Source organism: Pseudomonas sp. SJZ074, assembly GCF_007828215.1.
Taxonomy (GTDB): domain Bacteria; phylum Pseudomonadota; class Gammaproteobacteria; order Pseudomonadales; family Pseudomonadaceae; genus Aquipseudomonas.
The window spans coordinates 329,216-350,560 of record NZ_VIUE01000001.1; the positions used below are offsets into that span (position 1 = coordinate 329,216).

Below are 21,345 nucleotides of genomic sequence, written 5' to 3' on the forward strand. Positions count from 1 at the left end.
GTCGGCAACGGCACCCGAAACGGCATCCGCGATGCGGGCCGAATGTCGGTCTCTGCACCAAAACCCTTGTTGAACGTCCGTTCCAATGTTCGTGCCGAGATTTTTTTAATCGGCACAAAACCCGCCACGCGCCGGCCGGCTTGTGTTGCAGACATGTTTTGCAACCGCTAGCAGACTGGCCTTTCGCTGTCGAGATATGGCGGCAAGGGCCGTTTGCGTATACTGCGCAGATGTTTTCCCCAACGGCTTTGCGTCCGCGGTACGCCAGATGGCTGATCGCAACCGGACTCTTCCTGGTGCTCAGTGGTTGTGTTGAGAAACCCAACACACTGGAGCGCGTAAAGGAGGATGGCGTGCTGCGGGTGGTTACCCGGAACAGCCCCGCCACCTACTTTGAGGATCGCAACGGTGAAACCGGCTTCGAATACGAGCTGGTGAAGCGTTTCGCCGACGATTTGGGCGTGGAACTGAAAATCGAGACCGCCGACAACCTCGACGACCTGTTCAGCCAGATCGGCAAGCCCAACGGCCCGGTACTGGCGGCCGCGGGGCTGGTCAGCAGCGAGGCGCGCAAGAAACAGGTGCGGTTCTCCCATTCCTACCTGGAAGTCACCCCGCAGGTCATCTACCGCAACGGCCAGTCACGCCCCACCGACGCGGCGGCCCTGGCGGGCAAGAAGATCATGGTGCTCAAGGGCAGCACCCACGCCGAGCAACTGGCGCAGCTGAAACAGCAGTATCCAGGCATCGAATACGAAGAATCCGACGCCGTCGAAGTGGTCGACCTTTTGCGCATGGTCGATGAGGGCCAGATCGACCTGACCCTGGTGGACTCCAACGAAGTGGCGATGAACCAGGTGTACTTCCCCAACGTGCGCGTGGCCTTCGACCTGGGCGATGCCCGCAGCCAGAGCTGGGCAGTGGCCCCCGGCGAAGACAACAGCCTGCTCAACGAGATCAACGCCTACCTCGACAAAGTGCAGAAGAACGGCACCCTGCAACGCCTCAAAGACCGCTATTACGGACACGTCGATGTCCTCGGCTACATGGGCGCCACCACCTTCGCCCAGCATTTGCAGCAACGGTTGCCCAAATACGAGCAGCACTTCAAGACCTACGCCAAGCAGGAAAAAGTCGATTGGCGCCTGTTGGCCGCCATCGGCTACCAGGAATCCCTTTGGCAACCGGCGGTCACGTCCAAAACCGGTGTGCGCGGCCTGATGATGCTGACCCAGAACACCGCCCAGGCCATGGGCGTGTCCAACCGCCTGGACCCGAAACAAAGCATCATGGGCGGCGCCAAGTACCTGGCCTACATGAAGGATCAATTGGACGAGAGTATCCAGGAGCCAGACCGCACCTGGTTCGCCCTTGCCGCCTACAACGTCGGCAGCGGTCACCTGGACGATGCCCGCAAGCTGGCGGCCAAGGAAGGGCTGAACCCGAACAAGTGGCTGGACGTGAAGAAGATCCTGCCGCGCCTGTCCCAGAAACAGTGGTACAGCAAGACCCGCTACGGCTACGCCCGGGGCGGCGAGCCGGTGCATTTCGTGGCGAACATCCGCCGCTACTACGACATCCTGACCTGGGTCACGCAACCGCAGCTCGAAGGCAACCAGGTGGCCGAGGGCAACCTGCATGTGCCGGGCGTCGACAAGAGCAAGCCGAACCAGGAAAGCCCGCAGCTCTGATGGCTGTGCACCATCCGATGCTGTGATGAACCTGTGGCGCGGGAGCAAGCTCCCTCGCCACAATGAATCAGGCAAGCCTTAAGTGAGCAGCCACATTGGGTTTATGGCTGCGGTCAGGACTTGGCGGCAGCCAGGATCAGCGCCTTCATCTCCGCCACCGCCGACTTGAACCCGACAAACAAGGCATGGGCCACCAGCGCATGGCCGATGTTCAGTTCGTTGATGCCCTTGATGGCCGCCACAGCTTCGACGTTGTGGTAATGCAGGCCATGGCCGGCGTTGACGATCAGGCCCTGGGCCAGGCCGAACGCGACACCGTCAGCCACCCGCTGCAGCTCATCGGCCACATCCGTGGGGGTCTCGGCATCGGCGTAGCGGCCGGTGTGCAGTTCCACGGCTGGGGCACCGACCCGCTTGGAGGCCTCGATCTGCCGCTCGTCGGCATCGATGAACAACGACACCTCGGCGCCGGTTTTCGACAGCCGCTCCACCGCCGCCTTGATCCGCGTTTCCTGCCCGGCCACGTCCAGGCCGCCTTCGGTGGTCAGTTCCTGGCGCGTTTCCGGCACCAGGCAGATGTGCGCCGGACGAATACGTTCGGCGAACGCCATCATTTCTTCGGTCACGCCCATCTCGAAATTCATGCGGGTTTGCAACACATCCTTGAGCAGCAGCACATCGCGTTCCTGGATATGACGACGGTCTTCGCGCAGGTGCACGGTGATGCCGTCGGCGCCCGCCTCTTCGGCGTCCAGTGCGGCCTTGACCGGATCCGGATAGCGGGTACCGCGGGCCTGGCGCAGGGTGGCGACATGGTCGATGTTCACGCCGAGAAGAATGCGATTGCTGGTGCTCACGAAAAGCGCTCCTTGAATGGACAGAGATTCGGCCCACAGCATACGGGTTGATCAGGGCTTGCGAAACAGCTCGCGACTGACCAGCGGCTTGCCGCCCAGGTGAACCGCCAAGGCCTGGCGCATCAGACGCTTGGCTGCGGACAGCGCGCCCGGCGCACTCCAGTCGGCCTCGGCCATGGCCAGCAGCTCGACACCATTGAACAGGCCGGGCTGCAACAGGTAGACACGCTCCAGGCCGGCATCCACCTGCAAGCGGTACAGGCCATCGGCGGCAATGGGCTCGCCGTGCAGATCGGCGTCGAGAGCGAATCCATAGCCCAGGTCATCCAGCAACCGCCATTCGAAAGATCGCAGCAACGGCTCCAGCGGCCGCCCTTCGGCCAGGGCCAGTAGTGTCGCGGCGTAATGGTCGAAGACGGCGGGATGGGGATCTTCGGCAGGCAACAGACGGATCAGCAGTTCATTGAGGTAGAGGCCGCTGAACAAGGCTTCGCCATTGAGCCAGGCTGCGATCCCACTGCTTTCCATGCGCCCGACATTCTTCAGCTCGCCCCGCCCGCGGAATTCGACCTCCAAGGGAACGAACGGCCGCGCCAGCGTCCCGGCCTTGCCCCGCGCCCCGCGCAATACCGCCCGCAACCGCCCTTGCGGCGTGAGGAAATCCACCAAAGCACTGCTTTCGCGGTAGGCGCGCGAATGCAGGACGTAGGCGGCTTGGGCGATGGGTTGGGTGGGGGACAAGGAAATGAAGTCTCGCTGACGAAGCACAATTTTATAAACGATCCAAAACCAATGTGGGAGCGGGCTTGCTCGCGAATGCGGCGTGTCGGTTGACAATGATGTCGACTGACAGGACGCATTCGCGAGCAAGCCCGCTCCCACAAGGTTCGTGGTGTACCGCTGGGCGAATTACAGGTCGCCGTAACCCAACGACCGCAACGCCCGTTCATCATCCGACCAGCCACCCTTCACCTTGACCCACAGGTTAAGCATGATCTTGGAGTCGAAGAGCAGCTCCATGTCCTTGCGTGCCTCGGTGCCGATGCGCTTGATGCGCTCGCCTTTGTCACCAATGATGATTTTCTTCTGACCGTCACGTTCGACGAGGATCAACGCGTGGATGTGCAGGGTCTTGCCCTGCTGCTTGAACTCTTCGATTTCCACGGTGATCTGGTACGGTAGCTCGGCGCCCAGCTGACGCATGATTTTCTCGCGCACCAGTTCAGCGGCGAGGAAACGGCTGCTGCGGTCGGTGATCTGGTCTTCGGGGAAGAAGTGATCGTTTTCCGGCAGGTGCTCGGCAATTACCCGCTCCAGCGCGTCCAGGTTATGGCCGTGCTGGGCCGAGATCGGAATGATCTGGGCGTTGGGCAATTGCTCCTGCAACCAGCTCAGGTGCGGCATCAGCTCGGCCTTGTCCTCGATGCGGTCGGTCTTGTTCAGTGCCACGATCAGCGGACCGGTCACGTACTGGACGCGTTCGAGAACCATCTGGTCTTCTTCGGTCCACTTGGTACGGTCGACCACGAAGATCACCACGTCGACGTCTTTCAACGCCGCCGAAGCGGTCTTGTTCATGTAGCGGTTCAGGGCCTTTTCGCCACCCTTGTGCATGCCCGGGGTGTCGACGTAGATGGCCTGCACGTCGCCTTCGGTCTTGATACCCAGCATATTGTGGCGGGTGGTCTGGGGCTTGCGCGAGGTGATCGCCAGTTTCTGGCCCAGGATATGGTTCAGCAATGTGGACTTGCCCACGTTCGGCCGGCCAACGATGGCGACATAGCCGCAACGGGTAACAGTTGTATCAGTCATTGCCATTCTCCACGCCCAGGGCGATCAATGCTGCGGCGGCCGCCACCTGTTCGGCGATACGACGGCTCACGCCCTGGCCACGGCTTTTTTCATTCAGTAGGACCACTTCGCATTCGACGAAGAAGGTACGGCAGTGCGGCTCGCCCTGGATGTCCACGACTTCGTAGCGCGGCAGCTCGCAACTGCGCGATTGCAGGAATTCCTGCAAACGGGTTTTCGGATCCTTGTTGGTGTCCACCAGCGTCAGGCTGTCGATTTCCGAGGTCAGCCAGGCCAGCACGCGCTCGCGGGCCTTTTCCATGCCAGAATCCAGGTAGATCGCACCGATCAGGGCTTCCAGGGCATCGGCCAGGATCGACTCGCGACGAAAGCCGCCGCTTTTCAACTCGCCGGAGCCCAGGCGCAGGTAGTCGCCCAGATCGAAACCACGGGCCAGTACGGCCAGGGTCTCACCTTTTACCAGGCGTGCGCGCAGACGCGACAACTGGCCTTCGCGGGCCAGCGGGAAGCGTTCGAACAGCGCCTCGCCAGCGACGAAATTGAGGATGGCATCGCCGAGAAACTCCAGGCGTTCGTTGTTGCGCCCGGCAAAACTGCGGTGAGTGAGGGCCAGGAGCATCAGCTCCGGGTCCTTGAAGGTGTAGCCGAGCTGGCGCTCGAGGCGGCTTAGAGAAACGCTCACGGTTTACCCACGCTGAGTTCGTGGCTGGATTCCACCGCCAGGTCGGCAACGCGCCGTTGGCTTGGGACAATTAACGCTGTGTTCAAAAATGACGTCCTGACTATCGTTGGCGCCTTGTCCAGGCTCCAGAAATGCATTCGGCGCTGTGTTCAACAGCGCCGTGTGTGTTTACTTGATCAGGCCAACCCGCGAGAAGTTCGGCAGGTGTCCGAGCTTGGGTTCCGGCCAGCTCATCCAGACCGCGAAGGCCTTGCCGACGATATTGCGGTCGGGAACCATGCCCAGCATGTCCTTGGGAATGTTCGGATCATCCCAGTAACGGCTGTCGTTGGAGTTGTCACGGTTGTCGCCCATCATGAAATAGTGCCCGGCCGGCACCGTCCACGAATGGTCCGGCGTGGCGCGGTAGCGGCTCATTTCCTTGCGGATCAGGTGCTCGACCTCGCCGAGTTTTTCCTGGTAGAGCTCGGCGCTGCCCAAAGTGCCCGGCTCGGAACCGAGCAACTGTTCGGCTACCAGTTCACCGTTCACGAACAAGCGCTTGTCGGCGGTGTAGCGGATCTTGTCGCCCGGCAGACCGACCACGCGCTTGATGTAGTTGACGTTGGGGTCGCTGGGGAAGCGGAACACCATCACGTCGCCGCGTTGCGGATCTCCAACCTCGATGATTTTCTTGTCGATCACCGGCAGGCGGATCCCATAGGAGAACTTGTTCACCAGGATGAAATCGCCCACGTCCAGGGTCGGCTTCATCGAGCCGGACGGGATCTGGAACGGTTCCACCAGAAACGAACGTAGCACCAGCACGATGAACAGCACCGGAAAGAACGACTTGCCGTATTCGACCAGCAGCGGTTCCTTGTTGAGTTTCTCGACCACCACACCGTCAGGCTGGCTGACGCTGCCCTGATAGGAGGCAATGGCCGCCCGGCGCCGAGGCGCCAGGAACAACAGATCAATCAACGCCAACAGACCGCAGACAAACACGGCGATAACCAGCAACAGCGGGAAATTTAGCGACATAGGACCTAACTATCCAACCTGAGCACCGCAAGGAAGGCTTCCTGTGGAATTTCCACGTTACCGACCTGCTTCATGCGTTTTTTACCGGCCTTCTGCTTTTCCAACAGCTTGCGCTTACGGCTGACGTCGCCGCCGTAGCATTTGGCCAATACGTTCTTTCTGAGCGCCTTGACGGTTGTACGCGCCACAATCTGCCCGCCAATGGCGGCCTGGATTGCCACGTCGAACATCTGCCGCGGAATCAGTTCCTTCATCTTCTCGGTCAATGCACGACCTTTGTAGTGCGCGTTGTCACGGTGCACGATCAATGCCAGGGCATCGACCTTCTCGCCGTTGATCAGCACATCCAGCTTCACCAGATTAGCCGATTGATAACGATCGAAATGATAGTCCAGCGAAGCATAGCCGCGACTGGTGGATTTCAGGCGGTCGAAGAAGTCCAGCACCACTTCGTTCATCGGCAGGTCGTAGGTCACCTGGACCTGCGAGCCGAGGAACAGCATGTCGTGCTGCACGCCGCGCTTTTCGATGCACAGGGTAATGACGTTGCCCAGGTGCTCTTGAGGCACAAGGATGTTGGCCCGCACGATCGGTTCGCGCATGTCTTCGATGGCCGACAGGTCTGGCAGCTTGGACGGGTTGTCGACGTAGATGGTTTCACCGTTCTTGAGCAGCAGCTCGAAGATTACCGTCGGCGCCGTGGTGATCAGGTCCAGGTCGTACTCGCGCTCCAGGCGCTCCTGGATGATTTCCATGTGCAGCATGCCCAGGAACCCGCAACGGAAGCCAAAGCCCAGGGCGTCGGAGCTTTCCGGGGTGTATTGCAACGACGAGTCGTTCAGGGTCAGTTTCTGCAGTGCTTCGCGGAAATCCTCGAAATCGTCGGAACTGACCGGGAACAGGCCGGCATAGACCTGGGGCTGGATACGCTTGAAACCCGGCAGCACATCGACATCCGGGGTTGAGCTCAGGGTCAGGGTGTCGCCGACCGGCGCCCCGTGGATGTCCTTGATGCCGGCGATGATGAAGCCCACTTCACCAGCCTTGAGGTCGGCGGTAGCGGTGTGTTTCGGGTTGAATACACCGACGCTGTCCACCAGGTGGACCTTGCCGGTGGACTTGACCAGGATCTTGTCGCCCTTCTTCACGCGGCCGTGGCGCACGCGAACCAGGGACACCACGCCCAGGTAGTTGTCGAACCAGGAGTCGATGATCAACGCTTGCAGCGGATCCTCGATGTTGCCGGTCGGCGCGGGAATGGTGTTCACCAGGCGCTCGAGCACTTCATCCACGCCCAGGCCGGTCTTGGCGCTGCAGGTGACCGCGTCGGTGGCGTCAATGCCGATGATCTTCTCGATTTCCTCCTTGACCCGCTCCGGCTCGGCCTGGGGCAGATCGATCTTGTTCAGCACCGGCATGACTTCCAGGCCTTGCTCGATAGCCGTATAGCAGTTGGCAACCGATTGCGCCTCGACACCCTGGCCGGCATCGACCACCAGCAACGCCCCCTCACAGGCCGCCAGCGAACGGCTGACTTCGTAGGTGAAGTCGACGTGGCCCGGGGTGTCAATGAAGTTCAGTTGATAGGTGACGCCGTCTTTGGCCTTGTAATAGAGAGTGACGCTGTGGGCCTTGATGGTAATCCCGCGTTCACGCTCGAGATCCATGGAATCCAGGACCTGGGCTTCCATCTCACGCTCGGTCAGGCCGCCGCACATCTGGATGAAGCGATCAGCCAGCGTCGACTTGCCATGGTCAATGTGGGCGATGATGGAGAAATTGCGGATATGACTCAAATCACTCACGGATCAACACTCAAAAAGGCTGCAGGCAGGGCCCGCCGAAAAATAGCCGGGAATTGTACCTGATACAGCGCGCAAGCGTCACGTTCGCCTGTCGATGAGGTTTTTTGCCGGGGAGGTATTCGTGGCGAGGGGATGTATCCCCTCGCCACAGAGCTCCTGGGATTACCCAGCCCGGCGCAACAGCCAGAGTCCGGCCAACGCACAGACACCCGCCGGCACCAGCACCGCGAACAGTGGCGAGAAACCGAACACCAGGCTCGATGGCCCCAGCAGATCCTGGGCAATGCGGAAGGTGAAGCCCACCAGCACGCCGGTAAACACCCGCTGCCCGAGGGTGACCGAACGCAGCGGACCAAAGATGAAGGAGATGGCCATCAGCACCAGGGCAGCGGTGACCAGCGGTTGCAATACCTTGACCCAGAAAGCCAGCCAATAGCGGCCGTTGTTCAGGCCCTGGTCGGCCAGGTAGTGGATATACCCCCACAGGCCGGTAATCGACAGGGACTCCGGCGCCATGACGACTGTGCTCAGCAGCTGCGGGCTGATGGCGACGTCCCAACGCTCCTGCGTGCTCGCGACCACTTCGGTGTTCTTTTCATGGAACAAGGTGGTGGTGACATCGCTCAACTGCCAGTGATCCTCGGCAAACTGGGCGCGCTTGGCGAAGCTCGACGACAGCATGTGGCGTTGTGCGTCAAAGCGATACCGGGTCACGCCATAGAGGATACCGTTGGGCTGGACCGAGTTGATGTGGATGAATTCATCGCCCTGGCGGTGCCACAGGCCATGCTTGGCGCTTTGTGCATCGCCACCACCCTGGGCCAGGGAACGGTTGGCCTGGGCGGTGTTCTCGGTGGCCGGCGCGATGTATTCGCCAATCAGGACGCCGACCAGCATCAGCACCAGCATCGGCTTCATCACCGCCCACACGATCCGACCGACGGAAACCCCGGCGGCCCGCATGATGGTCAGTTCGCTGTTGCTGGCCAGACTGCCCAGGCCGATCAGGCAGCCGATCAGAGCTGCCATCGGCAGCATGTCGTACAGGCGCCTTGGCGCGGTCAGCAGCACATAGCTCGCCACGTCTGCCAGGGTGTAGGTATCGCTGACGTCGCTCATCTCATCGATGAAGGCAAACAGGGTCGCCAGGCCAAGGATGATCCCCAGCACCGCGAGGATCGCCATGAAGACGCTGCTGCCAATATAACGATCGAGTTTAACCACGGGCCACCTCCAGCGCGCTGCGACGGCTCGCCAGCTTCAGGCGCAGCGGCTCCCAGTAGAGCAGCCCCAGGCCGATGGCCAGGAAAATCGAATGCACCCACCACAGGCCCAAAGCCGGCGGGATCTTGCCTTTTTCCAAGGCGCCGCGGGCGGTAATGAGGATGGTCAGGTAAGCCATGTACAGGAGAATCGCCGGGAGCAGCTTGAGAAAACGACCCTGGCGCGGGTTGACCCGGGCCAGCGGGACCGCCATCAGGGTCACGATAAACACCAGCAATGGCAGCGACAGGCGCCATTGCAGCTCGGTACGCGCACGGATGTCATCGTTGCCCAGCAGGGTTGCGGTAGGCATCGCGTCGCGGTCGGTGACTTCCTCGCTGGCTTCGGGCTTGGGCAGCAGCACACCGTAGGTGTCGTACTTGATGGCCCGGTAGTCGGCCTGCCCCGGCTTGCCGTCATAGCGGTAGCCGTTTTCGAGGATCAGGTAGCGGTTGCCGTCGGGATTGATTTCCTGGCGCCCCTTCTCGGCCACCAGCACGGAAATGCCGCGATCCTTCTGGCTGTTGGATGACAGGTTCTTCTGTGTGATGAAGACGCCGCCAAGATTGATCCGGTCATCCGAAAGCTGTTCGGTGTAGGTGACGCGGGTACCATCGCGCAGCGCCTGGAAGCGCCCCGGCACCAGGGTGTCGAATTCGGTCAAGGCGTCCTGCTGGTTGATCAGCAACTGGAACTGATTGGCCCCTTGGGGCGCCAGGCTCATGCTCAGCCAGGCCACCACCAGCGCCACCAGCGTCGCCGGGAACAGGGTAATGCGAAACAGCCGCTGCTGGCTCATGCCGGTGGCGGACAGGACGGTCATCTCGCTGTCCAGGTACAGGCGACCATAGGCCAACAGAATGCCGAGGAACAGCCCCAGCGGCAGGATCAGTTGCAGGAAGCCTGGCAGGCGGAAACCCATGATCAGGAACAGGGAGCCTGGATCCAGCGCGCCGGAAGCGGCCTGGGCGAGGTACTTGATGAAACGCCCGCTCATGATGATGACCAGCAGCACGGCGCTGACCGCGCTCAGGGTCAGCAGGACTTCGCGGGATAGATATCGAAAGACGATCAAACCAGACACTCCAGGATTGTCAGGCTAGGGGCCAAACAAGCAATCGAGCCACTCGCCATCACGAGCCGCCGAAAAAAGAGCCGCATTATCCTGTGATTGGAGGCGCCTGTCACTTCGCACGCTTTAAACCGGCGGCTGAAGCCGCAAAGATAGCTGTCTCAAGGGTTGTCAGCTTCGGCCCCCCGGGTTCAAACTGCGGCCTTTGTCTGCGGCGCGATACCGTGACGTTGCTTCACTCGCTACAGTCGGCGCCCGACATCTTGACCATTCACTCAGGGATCCGGACATGGAACTGGTTGTAAAAAGCGTTAGCCCAGAAACGTTGAAAACCGCCACCCTGGTGGTTGCCGTCGGCGAAGCCCGCAAGCTCGGCGTCGTCGCCTCCCAGCTCGACGCCCTGTGCGGCGGCGCCATCAGCGCCGTGCTCAAGCGCGGCGACCTCGCCGGCAAGGTCGGCCAGAGCCTGCTGCTGCACAACCTGCCCAACCTCAAGGCCGAGCGTGTGCTGCTGGTCGGGGTGGGCAAAGACGCCGAACTGGGCGACCGTCCGTTTCGCAAGATCATCGCCAGCGTCCTGGGCACCCTCAAGGGCCTGGGTGGCAGCGATGCCGCATTGGCGCTGGATGAGCTGGTAGTCAAGGGCCGCGACAGCTACGGCAAGACCCGCCTGCTGGCCGAAACCCTGGTGGACGGCGAATATCAGTTCGACCGGTTCAAGAGCCAGAAGGCCGAACCCCGCGCCCTGAAAAAAATCACCTTGCTGACCATCAAGGCCGCCCAGGCCGAAGTCCAGCGCGCCGTGACCCACGCCACCGCCATCGCCAACGGCATGGCTTTTACCCGCGACCTGGGCAACCTGCCGCCGAACATCTGCCACCCGACGTTCCTCGGCGAGCAGGCCAAGGCCCTGGGCAAGCAATTCAAGGGCCTGAAGGTCGAGGTTTTCGACGAGAAGAAAATCAAGGACCTGGGCATGGGCTCCTTCTACTCCGTCGGCCAGGGCAGCGCCCAGCCGCCACGCCTGATCGTCATGCAATACAACGGCGGCAGGAAGTCCGAGAAGCCCTACGCGCTGGTCGGCAAGGGCATTACCTTCGACACCGGCGGCATCAGCCTCAAGCCCGGTGCCGGCATGGATGAGATGAAATACGACATGGGCGGCGCCGCCAGCGTGTTCGGCACCCTGCGTGCCGTGCTCGAGCTGCAACTGCCGATCAACCTGGTGTGCATCCTGGCCTGCGCCGAGAACATGCCTAGCGGCACGGCCTCGCGCCCGGGCGACATCGTCACGACGATGAGCGGCCAGACCGTGGAAATCCTCAACACCGACGCCGAAGGCCGCCTGGTGCTGTGCGACGCCCTCACCTACTCCGAACGCTTCAAGCCGCAAGCGGTAATCGACATCGCGACCCTGACCGGTGCTTGCGTCGTCGCCCTCGGCGCCCACACCTCGGGCCTGCTGGGCAACAACGACGAACTGATCGGTCAACTGCTCAGCGCCGGCCAGCAAGCCGACGACCGCGCCTGGCAGTTGCCGCTGTTCGACGAATACCAGGAACAACTGGACAGCCCGTTCGCCGATATCGCCAACATCGGCGGCCCGAAAGCCGGGACCATCACGGCAGCGTGCTTCCTGTCGCGCTTCACCAAGAATCTGAACTGGGCGCACCTGGACATCGCCGGTACGGCATGGACCAGTGGCGGCAAGGAAAAGGGGGCCACCGGTCGTCCGGTTCCACTCCTGACCCAATACCTGCTGGACCGCGCCAAGGCCTGACACCCATGATTGCCGATGGCGCCGTCTACGGACGGCGTCACCGGCAGCTCAGGAACCGCAATGACCAAAGTCGATTTCTATATCCTGCCCAGCGCCGATCCCTCGGCCCGGCTGGATTTCGCCTGCAAGCTCACCGAAAAAGCCTGGCGCATGGGCCATCGCATCTACCTGCATTGCAGCGATGCCGCCCAGCGCGAAGCGCTCGACGCACGCCTGTGGGCCTTCAAGGGCGAAAGCTTCGTGCCCCACGGCCCGGCCGAAAGCGAACCCGAAGGGTGGATCGTGCTAGGGCTGGGGGATGACTGCGGCCAACACCAGGACCTGCTGGTCAACCTCGATCTGAAAGTACCGGCCTTTGCCCCACGCTTTGCCCGTGTGGCGGAAGTGGTGGTGGAGGATCCGGCCATCCGACAAGCCGCGCGGGAGAGTTTCCGTTTCTACCGCGAACAGGGCTATCCTCTGCAAGACCACCGTTTACAGCGACTCTGAGCCTACGATGGATACTCCAAAATCACCGCCAAAGCCTCCGCATCTGCTGGATGACCTCGAATCGATCCGTCAGTTGCTCGGCGACGACACCCTGCAGCCGCCGCTGCTGACCGACACGGTCGCGCATGAGTCCGTGCATGAAGAACAGATTCCCCTGCTGTTCGAACCGATTTCCGGCCAGCCCGAGCCCAAGCCGGCACCCAAGGCCGATCCCAAGGGCCCCGATGCCCTGCTGCACCTGGACAGCGAATTGCGCGCCGCCGCGCAGTTGATCATGCAGGACGTGATCGACGACTTCGCCCCGCACATCGAGACCGAAATCAAGCGTCGGCTGGATGCCAGGATGGAGCGGCTGCTCGCCGCAGCTACGAGCGGCAAGCTTTAAGCGGCAAGCTTTAAGCTGCAAGCAAAAGCCAGTCTCTCCTCTTGCAGCTTGCAGCTTGCAGCTTGCAGCTTGCAGCTTATAGCTTGCCGCCGGCCCGGCGGCTATACTTCCCGGCTTTTCCTGAATAAATGCCAATAGGGTCCCGCCGCGCATGGATAAGACCTACCAGCCGCACGCCATTGAAACTTCCTGGTACAACACCTGGGAGTCCGAGAATTATTTCGCTCCGCAAGGCGCGGGCGATTCCTACACCATCATGATCCCGCCGCCGAACGTCACCGGCAGCCTGCACATGGGCCACGGCTTCAATAACGCGATCATGGACGCCCTGATCCGTTTTCGTCGCATGCAGGGGCGCAACACCCTGTGGCAGCCGGGCACCGACCATGCCGGTATCGCCACGCAAATGCTGGTGGAGCGCCGCCTCGAAGCCCAGGGCCAGAATCGCCACGACCTGGGTCGCGAGAAATTTCTCGAGAAAGTCTGGGAATGGAAAGACGAGTCCGGTGGCAACATTAGCCGTCAGATCCGTCGCCTCGGCTCCTCCGTGGACTGGAGCCGCGAGCGCTTCACCATGGACGACGGCCTCTCGGAAGCGGTGAAGGAAGCTTTCGTGCGCCTGCACGAGGACGGGCTGATCTATCGCGGCAAGCGCCTGGTCAACTGGGACACCAAGCTGCACACCGCCATCTCCGACCTCGAAGTGGAAAACCACGACGAGAAAGGTTTCCTGTGGAACCTGAAATACCCATTGGCCGATGGCGCCAAGACCGCCGAAGGCAAGGATTACCTGATCGTCGCCACCACCCGTCCGGAAACCATGCTGGGCGACTCGGCCGTGGCGGTAAACCCGAACGACGAGCGCTACAAGGCCCTGATCGGCAAGTTCGTGGAACTGCCGCTGGTCGGCCGCCGCATCCCGATCATCGGTGACGATTACTGCGACCCTGAATTCGGCACCGGCTGCGTGAAAATCACCCCGGCCCACGATTTCAACGACTACGAAGTCGGCAAGCGCCACAACCTGCCGCTGCTGAACATCTTCGACAAGAACGCCAACGTCTTGCCGGCCGCCCAGGTGTTCAACCTCGACGGCACCCTGAACGAAAGCATCGACGGCAAGATCCCGGCCGAATACGCCGGGCTCGACCGCTTCGAAGCGCGCAAGCAGATCGTCGCGGCGTTCGACGCGGCCGGGCTGCTGGTCAGCGTCGACGATCACGGCCTGAAAGTCCCGAAAGGCGACCGCTCCGGTACCATCATCGAGCCGTGGCTGACCGACCAGTGGTACGTGTCCACCAAGCCGTTGGCCGAGCCGGCGATTGCTGCCGTGGAAGACGGTCGCATCCAGTTCGTGCCCAAGCAATACGAAAACATGTACTTCTCGTGGATGCGCGATATCCAGGATTGGTGCATCAGCCGCCAGCTATGGTGGGGCCATCGCATTCCTGCCTGGTACGACGAGTCGGGCAAGGTCTACGTCGGTCGCGATGAAGCCGAAGTCCGCGCCAAGCACAACCTCGGCCCGGGCGTTGCACTGCAGCAGGATAACGACGTCCTCGACACCTGGTTCAGCTCTGGCCTGTGGACGTTCTCGACCCTGGGTTGGCCGCAGCAGACCGAATTCCTGAAGAAATTCCACTCCACCGATGTACTGGTTACCGGCTTCGACATCATTTTCTTCTGGGTCGCCCGGATGATCATGCTGACCATGCACCTGGTGAAGAACGAGGACGGCACGCCGCAGGTCCCGTTCAAGACCGTCTACGTCCATGGCCTGGTACGCGATGGCCAGGGCCAGAAGATGTCCAAGTCCAAGGGCAACGTCCTCGACCCGCTGGACATCATCGACGGCATCGACCTGGAAACCCTGGTGCAGAAACGCACCTCCGGGCTGATGCAGCCGAAACTGGCGAAGAAGATCGAGAAGGCCACCCGCGAAGAATTCGCCGATGGCATCGCCAGCTACGGCACCGACGCCCTGCGCTTCACCTTCTGCTCCCTGGCGTCCACCGGTCGTGACATCAAGTTCGACATGGGCCGCGTCGAAGGCTACCGCAACTTCTGCAACAAGATCTGGAACGCCGCGCGCTATGTGCTGGACAAAGGCGAAGACTGCGGCCAGAACGGCGAAGCCTATGAGCTGACCCTGGCTGACCGCTGGATCATTTCGCAACTGCAACGCACCGAAGCCGAAGTGACCCGCCAACTGGACCAGTTCCGTTTCGACCTGGCCGCACAAGCCTTGTACGAGTTCATCTGGAACCAGTATTGCGACTGGTATCTGGAACTGTCCAAACCCGTGCTGTGGGACGAAAATGCACCAGCCGAACGCCAGCGCGGCACCCGTCGCACCTTGGTGCGCGTGCTGGAAGTGGCGTTGCGCCTGGCGCATCCGTTCATGCCGTTCATCACCGAGGAAATCTGGCAGCGCATCGCGCCACTGGCAGGCGCCCAAGGCAAGACGATCATGCTGCAACCGTGGCCGGTGGCCAACGAAAGCCGCATCGATCCGGCGGCCGAAGACGACATCGAGTGGCTCAAGACCTTCATGCTCGGCCTGCGCAACATCCGCGCCGAGATGAACATCGGCCCGGGCAAGCCGCTGACCCTGTTCCTGAAGAACGCCAGCGCCGAAGACCTGCGCCGCCTCAACGAAAACGAAGCGCTGCTCAAGAAGCTGGCCAAGCTTGAATCGGTGACGGTCCTGGCTGCCGGCGAAGAAGCGCCGTTGTCGGCCACCGCCCTGGTGGGCGAGATGGAAGTACTGGTGCCGATGGCCGGCCTGATCGACAAGGCCGCCGAACTGGCGCGCCTGGACAAGGAAATCCTGCGCTTGAAAGGAGAAGTCCAGCGGGTTGGTGGCAAGCTGTCCAACGCCGGCTTCGTCGACAAGGCCCCGGCCGACGTCATCGAGAAGGAACGGGCCAAACTGGCCGAGGCGGAACAGGCCTTGGGCAAGCTGGCCGAGCAACATGCGCGGATTGCCAGTTTGTAACGGCAAGCTGCAATGAACGAAGGAGGCCCTGGTGGCCTCCTTCTTTGTCTTGCCACTTTCTCCTGAGCACTGGAAATCTCCTGTGGGAGCGGGCTTGCTCGCGAAGACGGTGGGTCAGCTAACCAACGAGCTGACTGATCCACCGCCTTCGCGAGCAAGCCCGCTCCCACATTTGTCCAGCGCAAGCCTCAAAAGCAGGCAGGATGTGGGACAATGCCCGCCACTTTTTGAGCCAGCCCCGAATCGACCCGCCCATGACCGCGCCCCGCCCCCCCAGACCCGCACGCCCGAAGCCCAAGCCTGCCACCGAAACCAAGGCCGCCGTGCCCCGTGAAAAAGCCAGCCTGCACCCGCGCAATCGCCATCAGGGCCATTACGACTTCCCGGCCTTGATCAAGGGCACGCCGGAACTGGCCAGGTTCGTGATCATCAACCCCTACGGCAAGGAAAGCATCGACTTTGCCAGCCCCGAGGCCGTGCGGGTATTCAACCGGGCGCTGCTCAAGTCTTTTTATGGCATTGCCCACTGGGACATTCCGGCCGACTACCTGTGTCCTCCGGTACCGGGTCGTGCGGACTATGTGCACTTCCTCGCCGACCTGCTCGCCAACCATAACGAAGGGGAAATCCCTCGGGGCGCGGCGGTGAAGGTGCTGGATGTCGGCACCGGCGCCAACTGCGTGTATCCGCTGATCGGCTACAGCGACTACCGCTGGCACTTCCTGGGTTCGGAGATCGACCCGACGGCGATCGCCTCGGCCAAGACCATCGTCCAGGCCAATGGGTTGGCCAAGGCGATCCAACTGCGCCAGCAAACCAATCGCAAGAAGATCCTGCTGGGCCTGCTCGAAGAAGCCGAACGATTCGACCTGACGATGTGCAATCCGCCATTCCACGCGTCCCTGGAGGAGGCGACCCGCGGCAGCCAGCGTAAGTGGCGCGCCCTCGGCAAGGCCGATCCGAAACGCAAGTTGCCGGTCCTGAATTTCGGCGGTCAGGCCGCCGAGTTGTGGTGCGAGGGCGGAGAAGTCCGTTTCGTGACCCAACTGATCGGTGAAAGCGCGCAGTTGGCTCGGCAGGTCCTGTGGTTCAGCACCCTGGTGTCGAAGGTGTCGAACCTGCCAGCGATTCAGGCCGCCCTGAAGAAGGCCGGCGCGGTGCACAGCGAAGTGGTGGAGATGTCCCAGGGACAAAAGCAGAGCCGTTTCGTGGCCTGGACCTTCCATACCGAAGCCCAGCAGCAGGCCTGGCGTCAGGCGCGATGGGTTCGCAAGGACTGAACGGGCCGCATTACGCCGACCACTTTATTCAGGACAACAAAAAACCGTGCCCGGACTGCTCCGCTGCACGGTTTCTTTAAAGCGTCTTACTTGGCGTTGATCGAATCGACCAGGACTTTGGCCGGAACCAGCTTGACGACTTTCTTTGCAGCGATTTCGATTGCAGCGCCAGTCGAAGGGTTGCGGCCGGTACGGGCAGGACGCTCGGTGACTTTCAGCTTGCCAACGCCTGGCAGAGTGAGTTCGCCGCCGTTTTCCAGCTGATCGGCAACGATTTGGCCCAGTTGGTCCAACAGTGCACGCACGGTGGTTTTCGACGCGTCTGCAGCGTCAGCCAAATCAGTGATCAGTTGGTCTTTAGTAAGAGCCATGTAGTGTTCCTTCCCTATCAAATTCATATGGATTGCAGAGTGCAGTGTCAGCCATCGAGCCCGATCTCCTCGGATCGGACACCCTCGGTCATCACCACGACGGGTCGGGGTAATAGATGCCGAAATCCGGGTTTGGTTCGACCTGACAAATGCTGAATGCATGCTTAACGCAGTGCCTTCGCGTAAGACCGGGCAAAACTAGCACAACGCCTGGGAAATATCCGCCCTTAGCTACCCATTTGGTCAGCTTTATTGCGCTAAATCGGTAAAAAAATGCATATGGACTGTCGGACGGCTCCGAAATCCCCTTCGCAGCGCTCCAAAACCAGTGATTGCGGTACACTGGGCGCTTTTCGGGGGAGCGTGCCCTCCTCCCTTTCATCAGCCGAGAAGCCCATGCCGATCCGTCATTGCATCGTCCACCTGATCGACAAAAAACCCGACGGCACCCCTGCTGTGCTCCATGCCCGGGACTCCGAACTGGCAGAGTCCACGGCCATCGAAAACATGCTTGCCGACCTCAACGAAAGCTACAACGCCAAACAAGGCAAGGCCTGGGGTTTTTTCCACGCCGAGTCCGGTGCACATCCGTTCAGCGGCTGGCTGAAGGAATACCTGGACGGCGGCAAGGATTTCACTGCGTTCAGTCGCGTGGCCGTGGAACACCTGCAGAAGCTGATGGAAGAGTCCAACCTGTCGGTGGGTGGCCACGTCCTGTTCGCCCACTATCAACAGGGCATGACCGACTACCTGGCCATCGCCCTGCTACACCACAGTGAAGGCGTGGCGGTCACCGATGAACTGGACGTCACCCCGTCCCGTCACCTGGACCTGGGCCAGTTGCACCTGGCGGCGCGGATCAACGTGTCGGAGTGGCAGAACAATAAACAGTCCAAGCAGTACATTTCCTTCATCAAGGGCAAGAACGGCAAGAAGGTCTCGGAATACTTCCGCGACTTCATCGGCTGCCAGGAGGGTGTCGACGGCCCCGGCGAAACCCGCACGCTGCTCAAGGCCTTCAGCGACTTCGTCGAAAGCGAAGACCTGCCGGAAGACGACGCCCGGGAAAAGACCAAGACCCTGGTGGATTACGCCAGCAGCCAGGCCAAGCTCGGCGAACCCATGGGCCTGGAGGAATTGTCCGAGTTGATCGACGAAGACCGCCCGAAAGCCTTCTACGATCACATCCGCAACAAGGACTATGGCCTGTCACCGGAAATTCCGGCGGATAAACGCACCCTCAACCAGTTCCGCCGCTTCACCGGCCGGGCCGAGGGGTTATCCATCAGCTTCGAGGCGCACCTGCTGGGCTCGAAGATCGAGTATGACGAAGAGGCCGGTACGTTGATCATCAAGGGGTTGCCGACGTCGTTGACGGACCAGTTGAAACGAAGAAATTGACGAACCGGGCGACCTGATGCCAGTCAGCCAAGCCAAAAAGCGGTGAGGGTAAACTTTGCTCCCACCGTTGTTTGACCACCGGTCAGGACTGTCAACCTCTACAGTAGCGACCTCCATAGAAAATCCATTTCATTCAATAGCACCTCGGTGGAAGCACCCGCCGAGGCCGTCTTCTGCCAGACAGAACTCAGATGGAGCCTATGGAAATGAACCCCATTCACCGGTTTATCAGAATCACCGGCCCAGGCCTGGTAGTTTTACTCATTGGGACTTACACCGGTTTCGCTTCTGCCGCGACCTACACGTGTGAGTACTACTCCTCGCCGAACAACGTTCGCATGAAAACCATCACCGTCAATGCAACCAGCACCAGCGACGCGTTGGCACAAGCCAAAGCCAGCTTTCAGAGAGAAAGTTTTTATAACGCCCAGCAAAACTTGATTCTTTGCAATCCTTAACGGACCCGCGTCCCGTTAAACCTGAATCGCCGCCTGAGTAACATGAGGCGGCGACACATTCGAATAAGCGCAGGGTTATGCAACCGACAGCTTGAAACCAAACCGCGGAAAGTGCACATGCACCACCCCGCCGCGCTCGTCTTCTCGGCGCAGGATCAGCTCTTCGCGCCCGGCAAACAGCAACTCCCCCGCCACCGGATCGACACCATAGTCAGTCGCGGCTATGGTCACCTGCTGCCCCTCCTGTGCAAATCCGCTCGACTCATCGAATGACTCATCCGGCAACGCGGCCGGCGTAGCGTTGTTAGCCACGTCCAACGCCTCTTCGGAGCTCATCGCGCTCGACGCACCATGGCCGAAAGCCAAGACCCGCGCCAGCCAGGCCGAGACGGCCGGATACGCGTCCACCAGCGCCGACGTCACCGGTGTGCCCTTGAGAAACCACAATGGGTGAGCCATGGCGAAGTCGGCAATCGACGGCTCTCCCAGCAGGAAATCACCCTCTTCGCGCTGCAACTGCTGCTCGAGCCGCGCCATGATCGTCGGCCACTGATGCTTGGCCTGCTCGGCAGACAGGCGCGAGGCCGATCCACCGCTGAATAGGCCAGCGCGGTCAGCGATGAACGCCTTGATTGCCTCAGGCGACAACTTGGCGAAACGCACGGCCATCGACTCGGGCTGGAACACCAGGCTCACTGCATGCTGGAACACTACCGAATCGGCCCAGGCCGCAAAGGCTGCCGCGATCATTTCCCGGCCCTCGGGAAACAAAGCCGGTGAAGCTTTTTCCTGTTCCAGTCGCCGGGCGATCAGGGCCGTGTCGCAATAGATGTCCGCGCCGATCTGCAACACCGGCGTCTTGCGATAGCCACCCGTCAACGCCGTCAGGTCGGGCTTGGGCATCATCGGCGGGATGTTGACCGAGCGCCAGGACAAGCCTTTGAAGCCCAGCAGCAGACGGGCTTTTTCGGCGAAGGGAGACGTCGGGTAATGATGAAGAATCAGCTCTGACATGAGGTTTGCCAATGCAGGAAGGAAGTTCGCAAGCTTAGCGCGCCACGGCCAGACAGCCTACCCACCTGATGAGGGCTCATCAGTGGGATGGATGATGCGGCGCGGCACTCGCTACCAGGCATTCCTTGGCACTTTTGCGCAGCTTTTTGATCAACCGCTCCTGACGCAGGGCTTCGCCCTTGTCACGGCAGGCTTCGGTATAGACCAATGCCACCGCCGGGCTGGAGAGAAAGAAACGTGCGCCCTTGCCGCTCTGGTGCTTGGCGAAACGGCGCACCGGATCGTCGCTGATGCCACAGTACAACGCGCCGTTGGCGGCCCGCACCAGGTAGACGAACCAGGGCTTGCCCGGTTCGGTCGCGGCCTCCACAGGCAGCTCGGGAGTGTTGTTGGCAGTCGTCACGAAATGTTCAACAGACGCGTAGGAAGTAGGCCGCGATCTTATCAGCGACTGGCCTGGAACGCCCGAAGCCCTTTGAGCGCCTGGGCCCTCACCGCATTGCGCACCAGCGGCGTCCAACCCAGCAGCAAACCCTTGGCACCCAAGGCCTGACGGGACCAGCGCCACAGATCGAAACTGTCGTGATGTTCACAGATCTTGCCATCACGAAACACGAAGCGAGCCTGAATGTCGTTGACCACGACATTGCCGGTCTGGCTGAACAGGTAAGTCGCCACCCAATGCGCCCCACCGGAACGCTCATCGCTGCGCACGTTATCGAAGGTCAGGGAAAAGTCCTTGGCGCGGGTGGTGAGCATGCGCCACATATCACCGGCATCACGCCCACGAAGCTCGCCGAATGCCGGGTCGCTGAAGACCACGTCGTCGGTGTAACAGGCGCTCATGGCTTCGGCATCCAGGCGTTGGAAGGCCTGGTAAAACCGGTTGATCAGGGCGGTGTGGGCATCACTCATGGACGAACTCCGAAAGCGTTTCAGTAGACTCGCCACAATAATCTGCCAC

Annotated in this window: 20 protein-coding genes; 8 read left to right on the forward strand and 12 right to left on the reverse strand. The window is 61.1% G+C overall.

Translation table 11 applies throughout. The features are described 5' to 3' along the window. Positions 1 to 230: 230 nt before the first annotated feature. Positions 231 to 1,691 (forward strand): membrane-bound lytic murein transglycosylase MltF, encoded by a 1,461-nt coding sequence (mltF, locus tag FBX99_RS01480; RefSeq protein WP_144931278.1) that lies wholly within the window; start codon positions 231 to 233, stop codon positions 1,689 to 1,691. Positions 1,692 to 1,804: 113 nt separating this feature from the next. On the opposite strand, the gene pdxJ is transcribed toward mltF, so the two are convergent. The 8 genes from pdxJ to lptF all read right to left on the reverse strand — a co-directional run bounded on the left by pdxJ (position 1,805) and on the right by lptF (position 10,208). Next, entirely contained in the window at positions 1,805 to 2,548 is a 744-nt protein-coding gene (gene pdxJ / locus FBX99_RS01485; protein ID WP_144931276.1) for a pyridoxine 5'-phosphate synthase, read from the reverse strand. Positions 2,549 to 2,599: 51 nt separating this feature from the next. After that, entirely contained in the window at positions 2,600 to 3,289 is a 690-nt protein-coding gene (recO, locus tag FBX99_RS01490; protein ID WP_144931274.1) for a DNA repair protein RecO, read from the reverse strand. Between the two features lie 168 nt (positions 3,290 to 3,457). Continuing rightward, positions 3,458 to 4,360, reverse strand: coding sequence for a GTPase Era (gene era, locus FBX99_RS01495; RefSeq protein WP_144931272.1), 903 nt, complete (start codon positions 4,358 to 4,360; stop codon positions 3,458 to 3,460). Next, positions 4,353 to 5,042, reverse strand: coding sequence for a ribonuclease III (gene rnc, locus FBX99_RS01500; RefSeq protein ID WP_041022961.1), 690 nt, complete (start codon positions 5,040 to 5,042; stop codon positions 4,353 to 4,355). Before rnc ends, era begins: the two co-directional genes overlap by 8 nt. Positions 5,043 to 5,210: 168 nt before the next feature. Next, the gene (lepB, locus tag FBX99_RS01505) at positions 5,211 to 6,065 is read right to left on the reverse strand and encodes a signal peptidase I (protein WP_144931270.1); all 855 of its coding nucleotides are present in this window, start codon (positions 6,063 to 6,065) and stop codon (positions 5,211 to 5,213) included. Positions 6,066 to 6,070: 5 nt separating this feature from the next. Then, entirely contained in the window at positions 6,071 to 7,870 is a 1,800-nt protein-coding gene (gene lepA, locus FBX99_RS01510) for a translation elongation factor 4 (RefSeq protein WP_144931268.1), read from the reverse strand. Positions 7,871 to 8,032: 162 nt separating this feature from the next. Then, positions 8,033 to 9,094, reverse strand: a complete 1,062-nt coding sequence (gene lptG / locus FBX99_RS01515; protein WP_144931266.1) for an LPS export ABC transporter permease LptG — start codon at positions 9,092 to 9,094, stop codon at positions 8,033 to 8,035. After that, a complete protein-coding gene (gene lptF, locus FBX99_RS01520; RefSeq protein ID WP_144931264.1) occupies positions 9,087 to 10,208 on the reverse strand; it encodes an LPS export ABC transporter permease LptF in 1,122 nt (373 codons plus the stop codon). The genes lptG and lptF overlap by 8 nt, the downstream gene beginning before the upstream one ends. Before the next feature lie 286 nt (positions 10,209 to 10,494). Between lptF and FBX99_RS01525 the strand changes: the two genes are divergently transcribed. From FBX99_RS01525 to rlmF, 5 genes are all read left to right on the forward strand, one after another. Next, positions 10,495 to 11,985: a leucyl aminopeptidase gene (locus FBX99_RS01525; RefSeq protein WP_144931262.1), complete on the forward strand. Its 1,491-nt coding sequence runs from the start codon at positions 10,495 to 10,497 to the stop codon at positions 11,983 to 11,985. Between the two features lie 60 nt (positions 11,986 to 12,045). Further along, positions 12,046 to 12,474 carry a DNA polymerase III subunit chi gene (locus FBX99_RS01530; protein WP_144931260.1) on the forward strand — a complete coding sequence of 143 codons (429 nt, stop codon included), beginning with the start codon at positions 12,046 to 12,048 and terminating at the stop codon, positions 12,472 to 12,474. 7 nt (positions 12,475 to 12,481) lie between these two features. After that, the gene (locus FBX99_RS01535; RefSeq protein WP_144931257.1) at positions 12,482 to 12,859 is read left to right on the forward strand and encodes a DNA polymerase III subunit chi; all 378 of its coding nucleotides are present in this window, start codon (positions 12,482 to 12,484) and stop codon (positions 12,857 to 12,859) included. 151 nt (positions 12,860 to 13,010) lie between these two features. Next, the gene (locus FBX99_RS01540) at positions 13,011 to 15,857 is read left to right on the forward strand and encodes a valine--tRNA ligase (protein WP_144931255.1); all 2,847 of its coding nucleotides are present in this window, start codon (positions 13,011 to 13,013) and stop codon (positions 15,855 to 15,857) included. 254 nt (positions 15,858 to 16,111) lie between these two features. Beyond that, the gene (rlmF, locus tag FBX99_RS01545) at positions 16,112 to 17,137 is read left to right on the forward strand and encodes a 23S rRNA (adenine(1618)-N(6))-methyltransferase RlmF (RefSeq protein ID WP_145130454.1); all 1,026 of its coding nucleotides are present in this window, start codon (positions 16,112 to 16,114) and stop codon (positions 17,135 to 17,137) included. 86 nt (positions 17,138 to 17,223) lie between these two features. Here rlmF and FBX99_RS01550 read toward each other — a convergent pair whose 3' ends face one another. Next, positions 17,224 to 17,508, reverse strand: coding sequence for an HU family DNA-binding protein (locus tag FBX99_RS01550; RefSeq protein ID WP_144927832.1), 285 nt, complete (start codon positions 17,506 to 17,508; stop codon positions 17,224 to 17,226). Positions 17,509 to 17,904: 396 nt separating this feature from the next. Here FBX99_RS01550 and yejK point away from each other — a divergent pair, with 396 nt between their 5' ends. Together yejK and FBX99_RS01560 are read left to right on the forward strand one after the other, a co-directional pair. Further along, on the forward strand, positions 17,905 to 18,909 hold the full coding sequence (yejK, locus tag FBX99_RS01555; protein WP_014340016.1) for a nucleoid-associated protein YejK: 1,005 nt from the start codon (positions 17,905 to 17,907) through the stop codon (positions 18,907 to 18,909). Positions 18,910 to 19,115: 206 nt separating this feature from the next. Continuing rightward, a complete protein-coding gene (locus tag FBX99_RS01560) occupies positions 19,116 to 19,367 on the forward strand; it encodes a hypothetical protein (protein ID WP_144927830.1) in 252 nt (83 codons plus the stop codon). Positions 19,368 to 19,442: 75 nt separating this feature from the next. On the opposite strand, the gene FBX99_RS01565 is transcribed toward FBX99_RS01560, so the two are convergent. The 3 genes from FBX99_RS01565 to FBX99_RS01575 form a co-directional block, all read right to left on the reverse strand. Then, positions 19,443 to 20,381, reverse strand: a complete 939-nt coding sequence (locus FBX99_RS01565) for a glutathione S-transferase family protein (RefSeq protein ID WP_144927828.1) — start codon at positions 20,379 to 20,381, stop codon at positions 19,443 to 19,445. A 79-nt stretch (positions 20,382 to 20,460) separates the two neighbouring features. Beyond that, complete coding sequence (locus FBX99_RS01570) at positions 20,461 to 20,784, reverse strand: GIY-YIG nuclease family protein (RefSeq protein WP_052126382.1); 324 nt, start codon at positions 20,782 to 20,784, stop codon at positions 20,461 to 20,463. A gap of 41 nt (positions 20,785 to 20,825) precedes the next feature. Next, positions 20,826 to 21,296, reverse strand: a complete 471-nt coding sequence (locus FBX99_RS01575; RefSeq protein ID WP_047701306.1) for a nuclear transport factor 2 family protein — start codon at positions 21,294 to 21,296, stop codon at positions 20,826 to 20,828. Positions 21,297 to 21,345 lie beyond the last annotated feature (49 nt).

What these genes read in the sequence shown, in the direction of transcription:
- FBX99_RS01560 (WP_144927830.1), top strand. Translation starts at nt 19,116, where the DNA reads ATGAACCCCATTCACCGGTTTATCAGAATCACCGGCCCAGGCCTGGTA.
- lepB (WP_144931270.1), bottom strand. Translation starts at nt 6,065, where the DNA reads ATGTCGCTAAATTTCCCGCTGTTGCTGGTTATCGCCGTGTTTGTCTGC.
- FBX99_RS01525 (WP_144931262.1), top strand. Translation starts at nt 10,495, where the DNA reads ATGGAACTGGTTGTAAAAAGCGTTAGCCCAGAAACGTTGAAAACCGCC.
- FBX99_RS01575 (WP_047701306.1), bottom strand. Translation starts at nt 21,296, where the DNA reads ATGAGTGATGCCCACACCGCCCTGATCAACCGGTTTTACCAGGCCTTC.
- rlmF (WP_145130454.1), top strand. Translation starts at nt 16,112, where the DNA reads ATGACCGCGCCCCGCCCCCCCAGACCCGCACGCCCGAAGCCCAAGCCT.
- yejK (WP_014340016.1), top strand. Translation starts at nt 17,905, where the DNA reads ATGCCGATCCGTCATTGCATCGTCCACCTGATCGACAAAAAACCCGAC.
- FBX99_RS01535 (WP_144931257.1), top strand. Translation starts at nt 12,482, where the DNA reads ATGGATACTCCAAAATCACCGCCAAAGCCTCCGCATCTGCTGGATGAC.
- FBX99_RS01530 (WP_144931260.1), top strand. Translation starts at nt 12,046, where the DNA reads ATGACCAAAGTCGATTTCTATATCCTGCCCAGCGCCGATCCCTCGGCC.
- FBX99_RS01565 (WP_144927828.1), bottom strand. Translation starts at nt 20,381, where the DNA reads ATGTCAGAGCTGATTCTTCATCATTACCCGACGTCTCCCTTCGCCGAA.
- FBX99_RS01540 (WP_144931255.1), top strand. Translation starts at nt 13,011, where the DNA reads ATGGATAAGACCTACCAGCCGCACGCCATTGAAACTTCCTGGTACAAC.
- era (WP_144931272.1), bottom strand. Translation starts at nt 4,360, where the DNA reads ATGACTGATACAACTGTTACCCGTTGCGGCTATGTCGCCATCGTTGGC.
- FBX99_RS01550 (WP_144927832.1), bottom strand. Translation starts at nt 17,508, where the DNA reads ATGGCTCTTACTAAAGACCAACTGATCACTGATTTGGCTGACGCTGCA.
- mltF (WP_144931278.1), top strand. Translation starts at nt 231, where the DNA reads ATGTTTTCCCCAACGGCTTTGCGTCCGCGGTACGCCAGATGGCTGATC.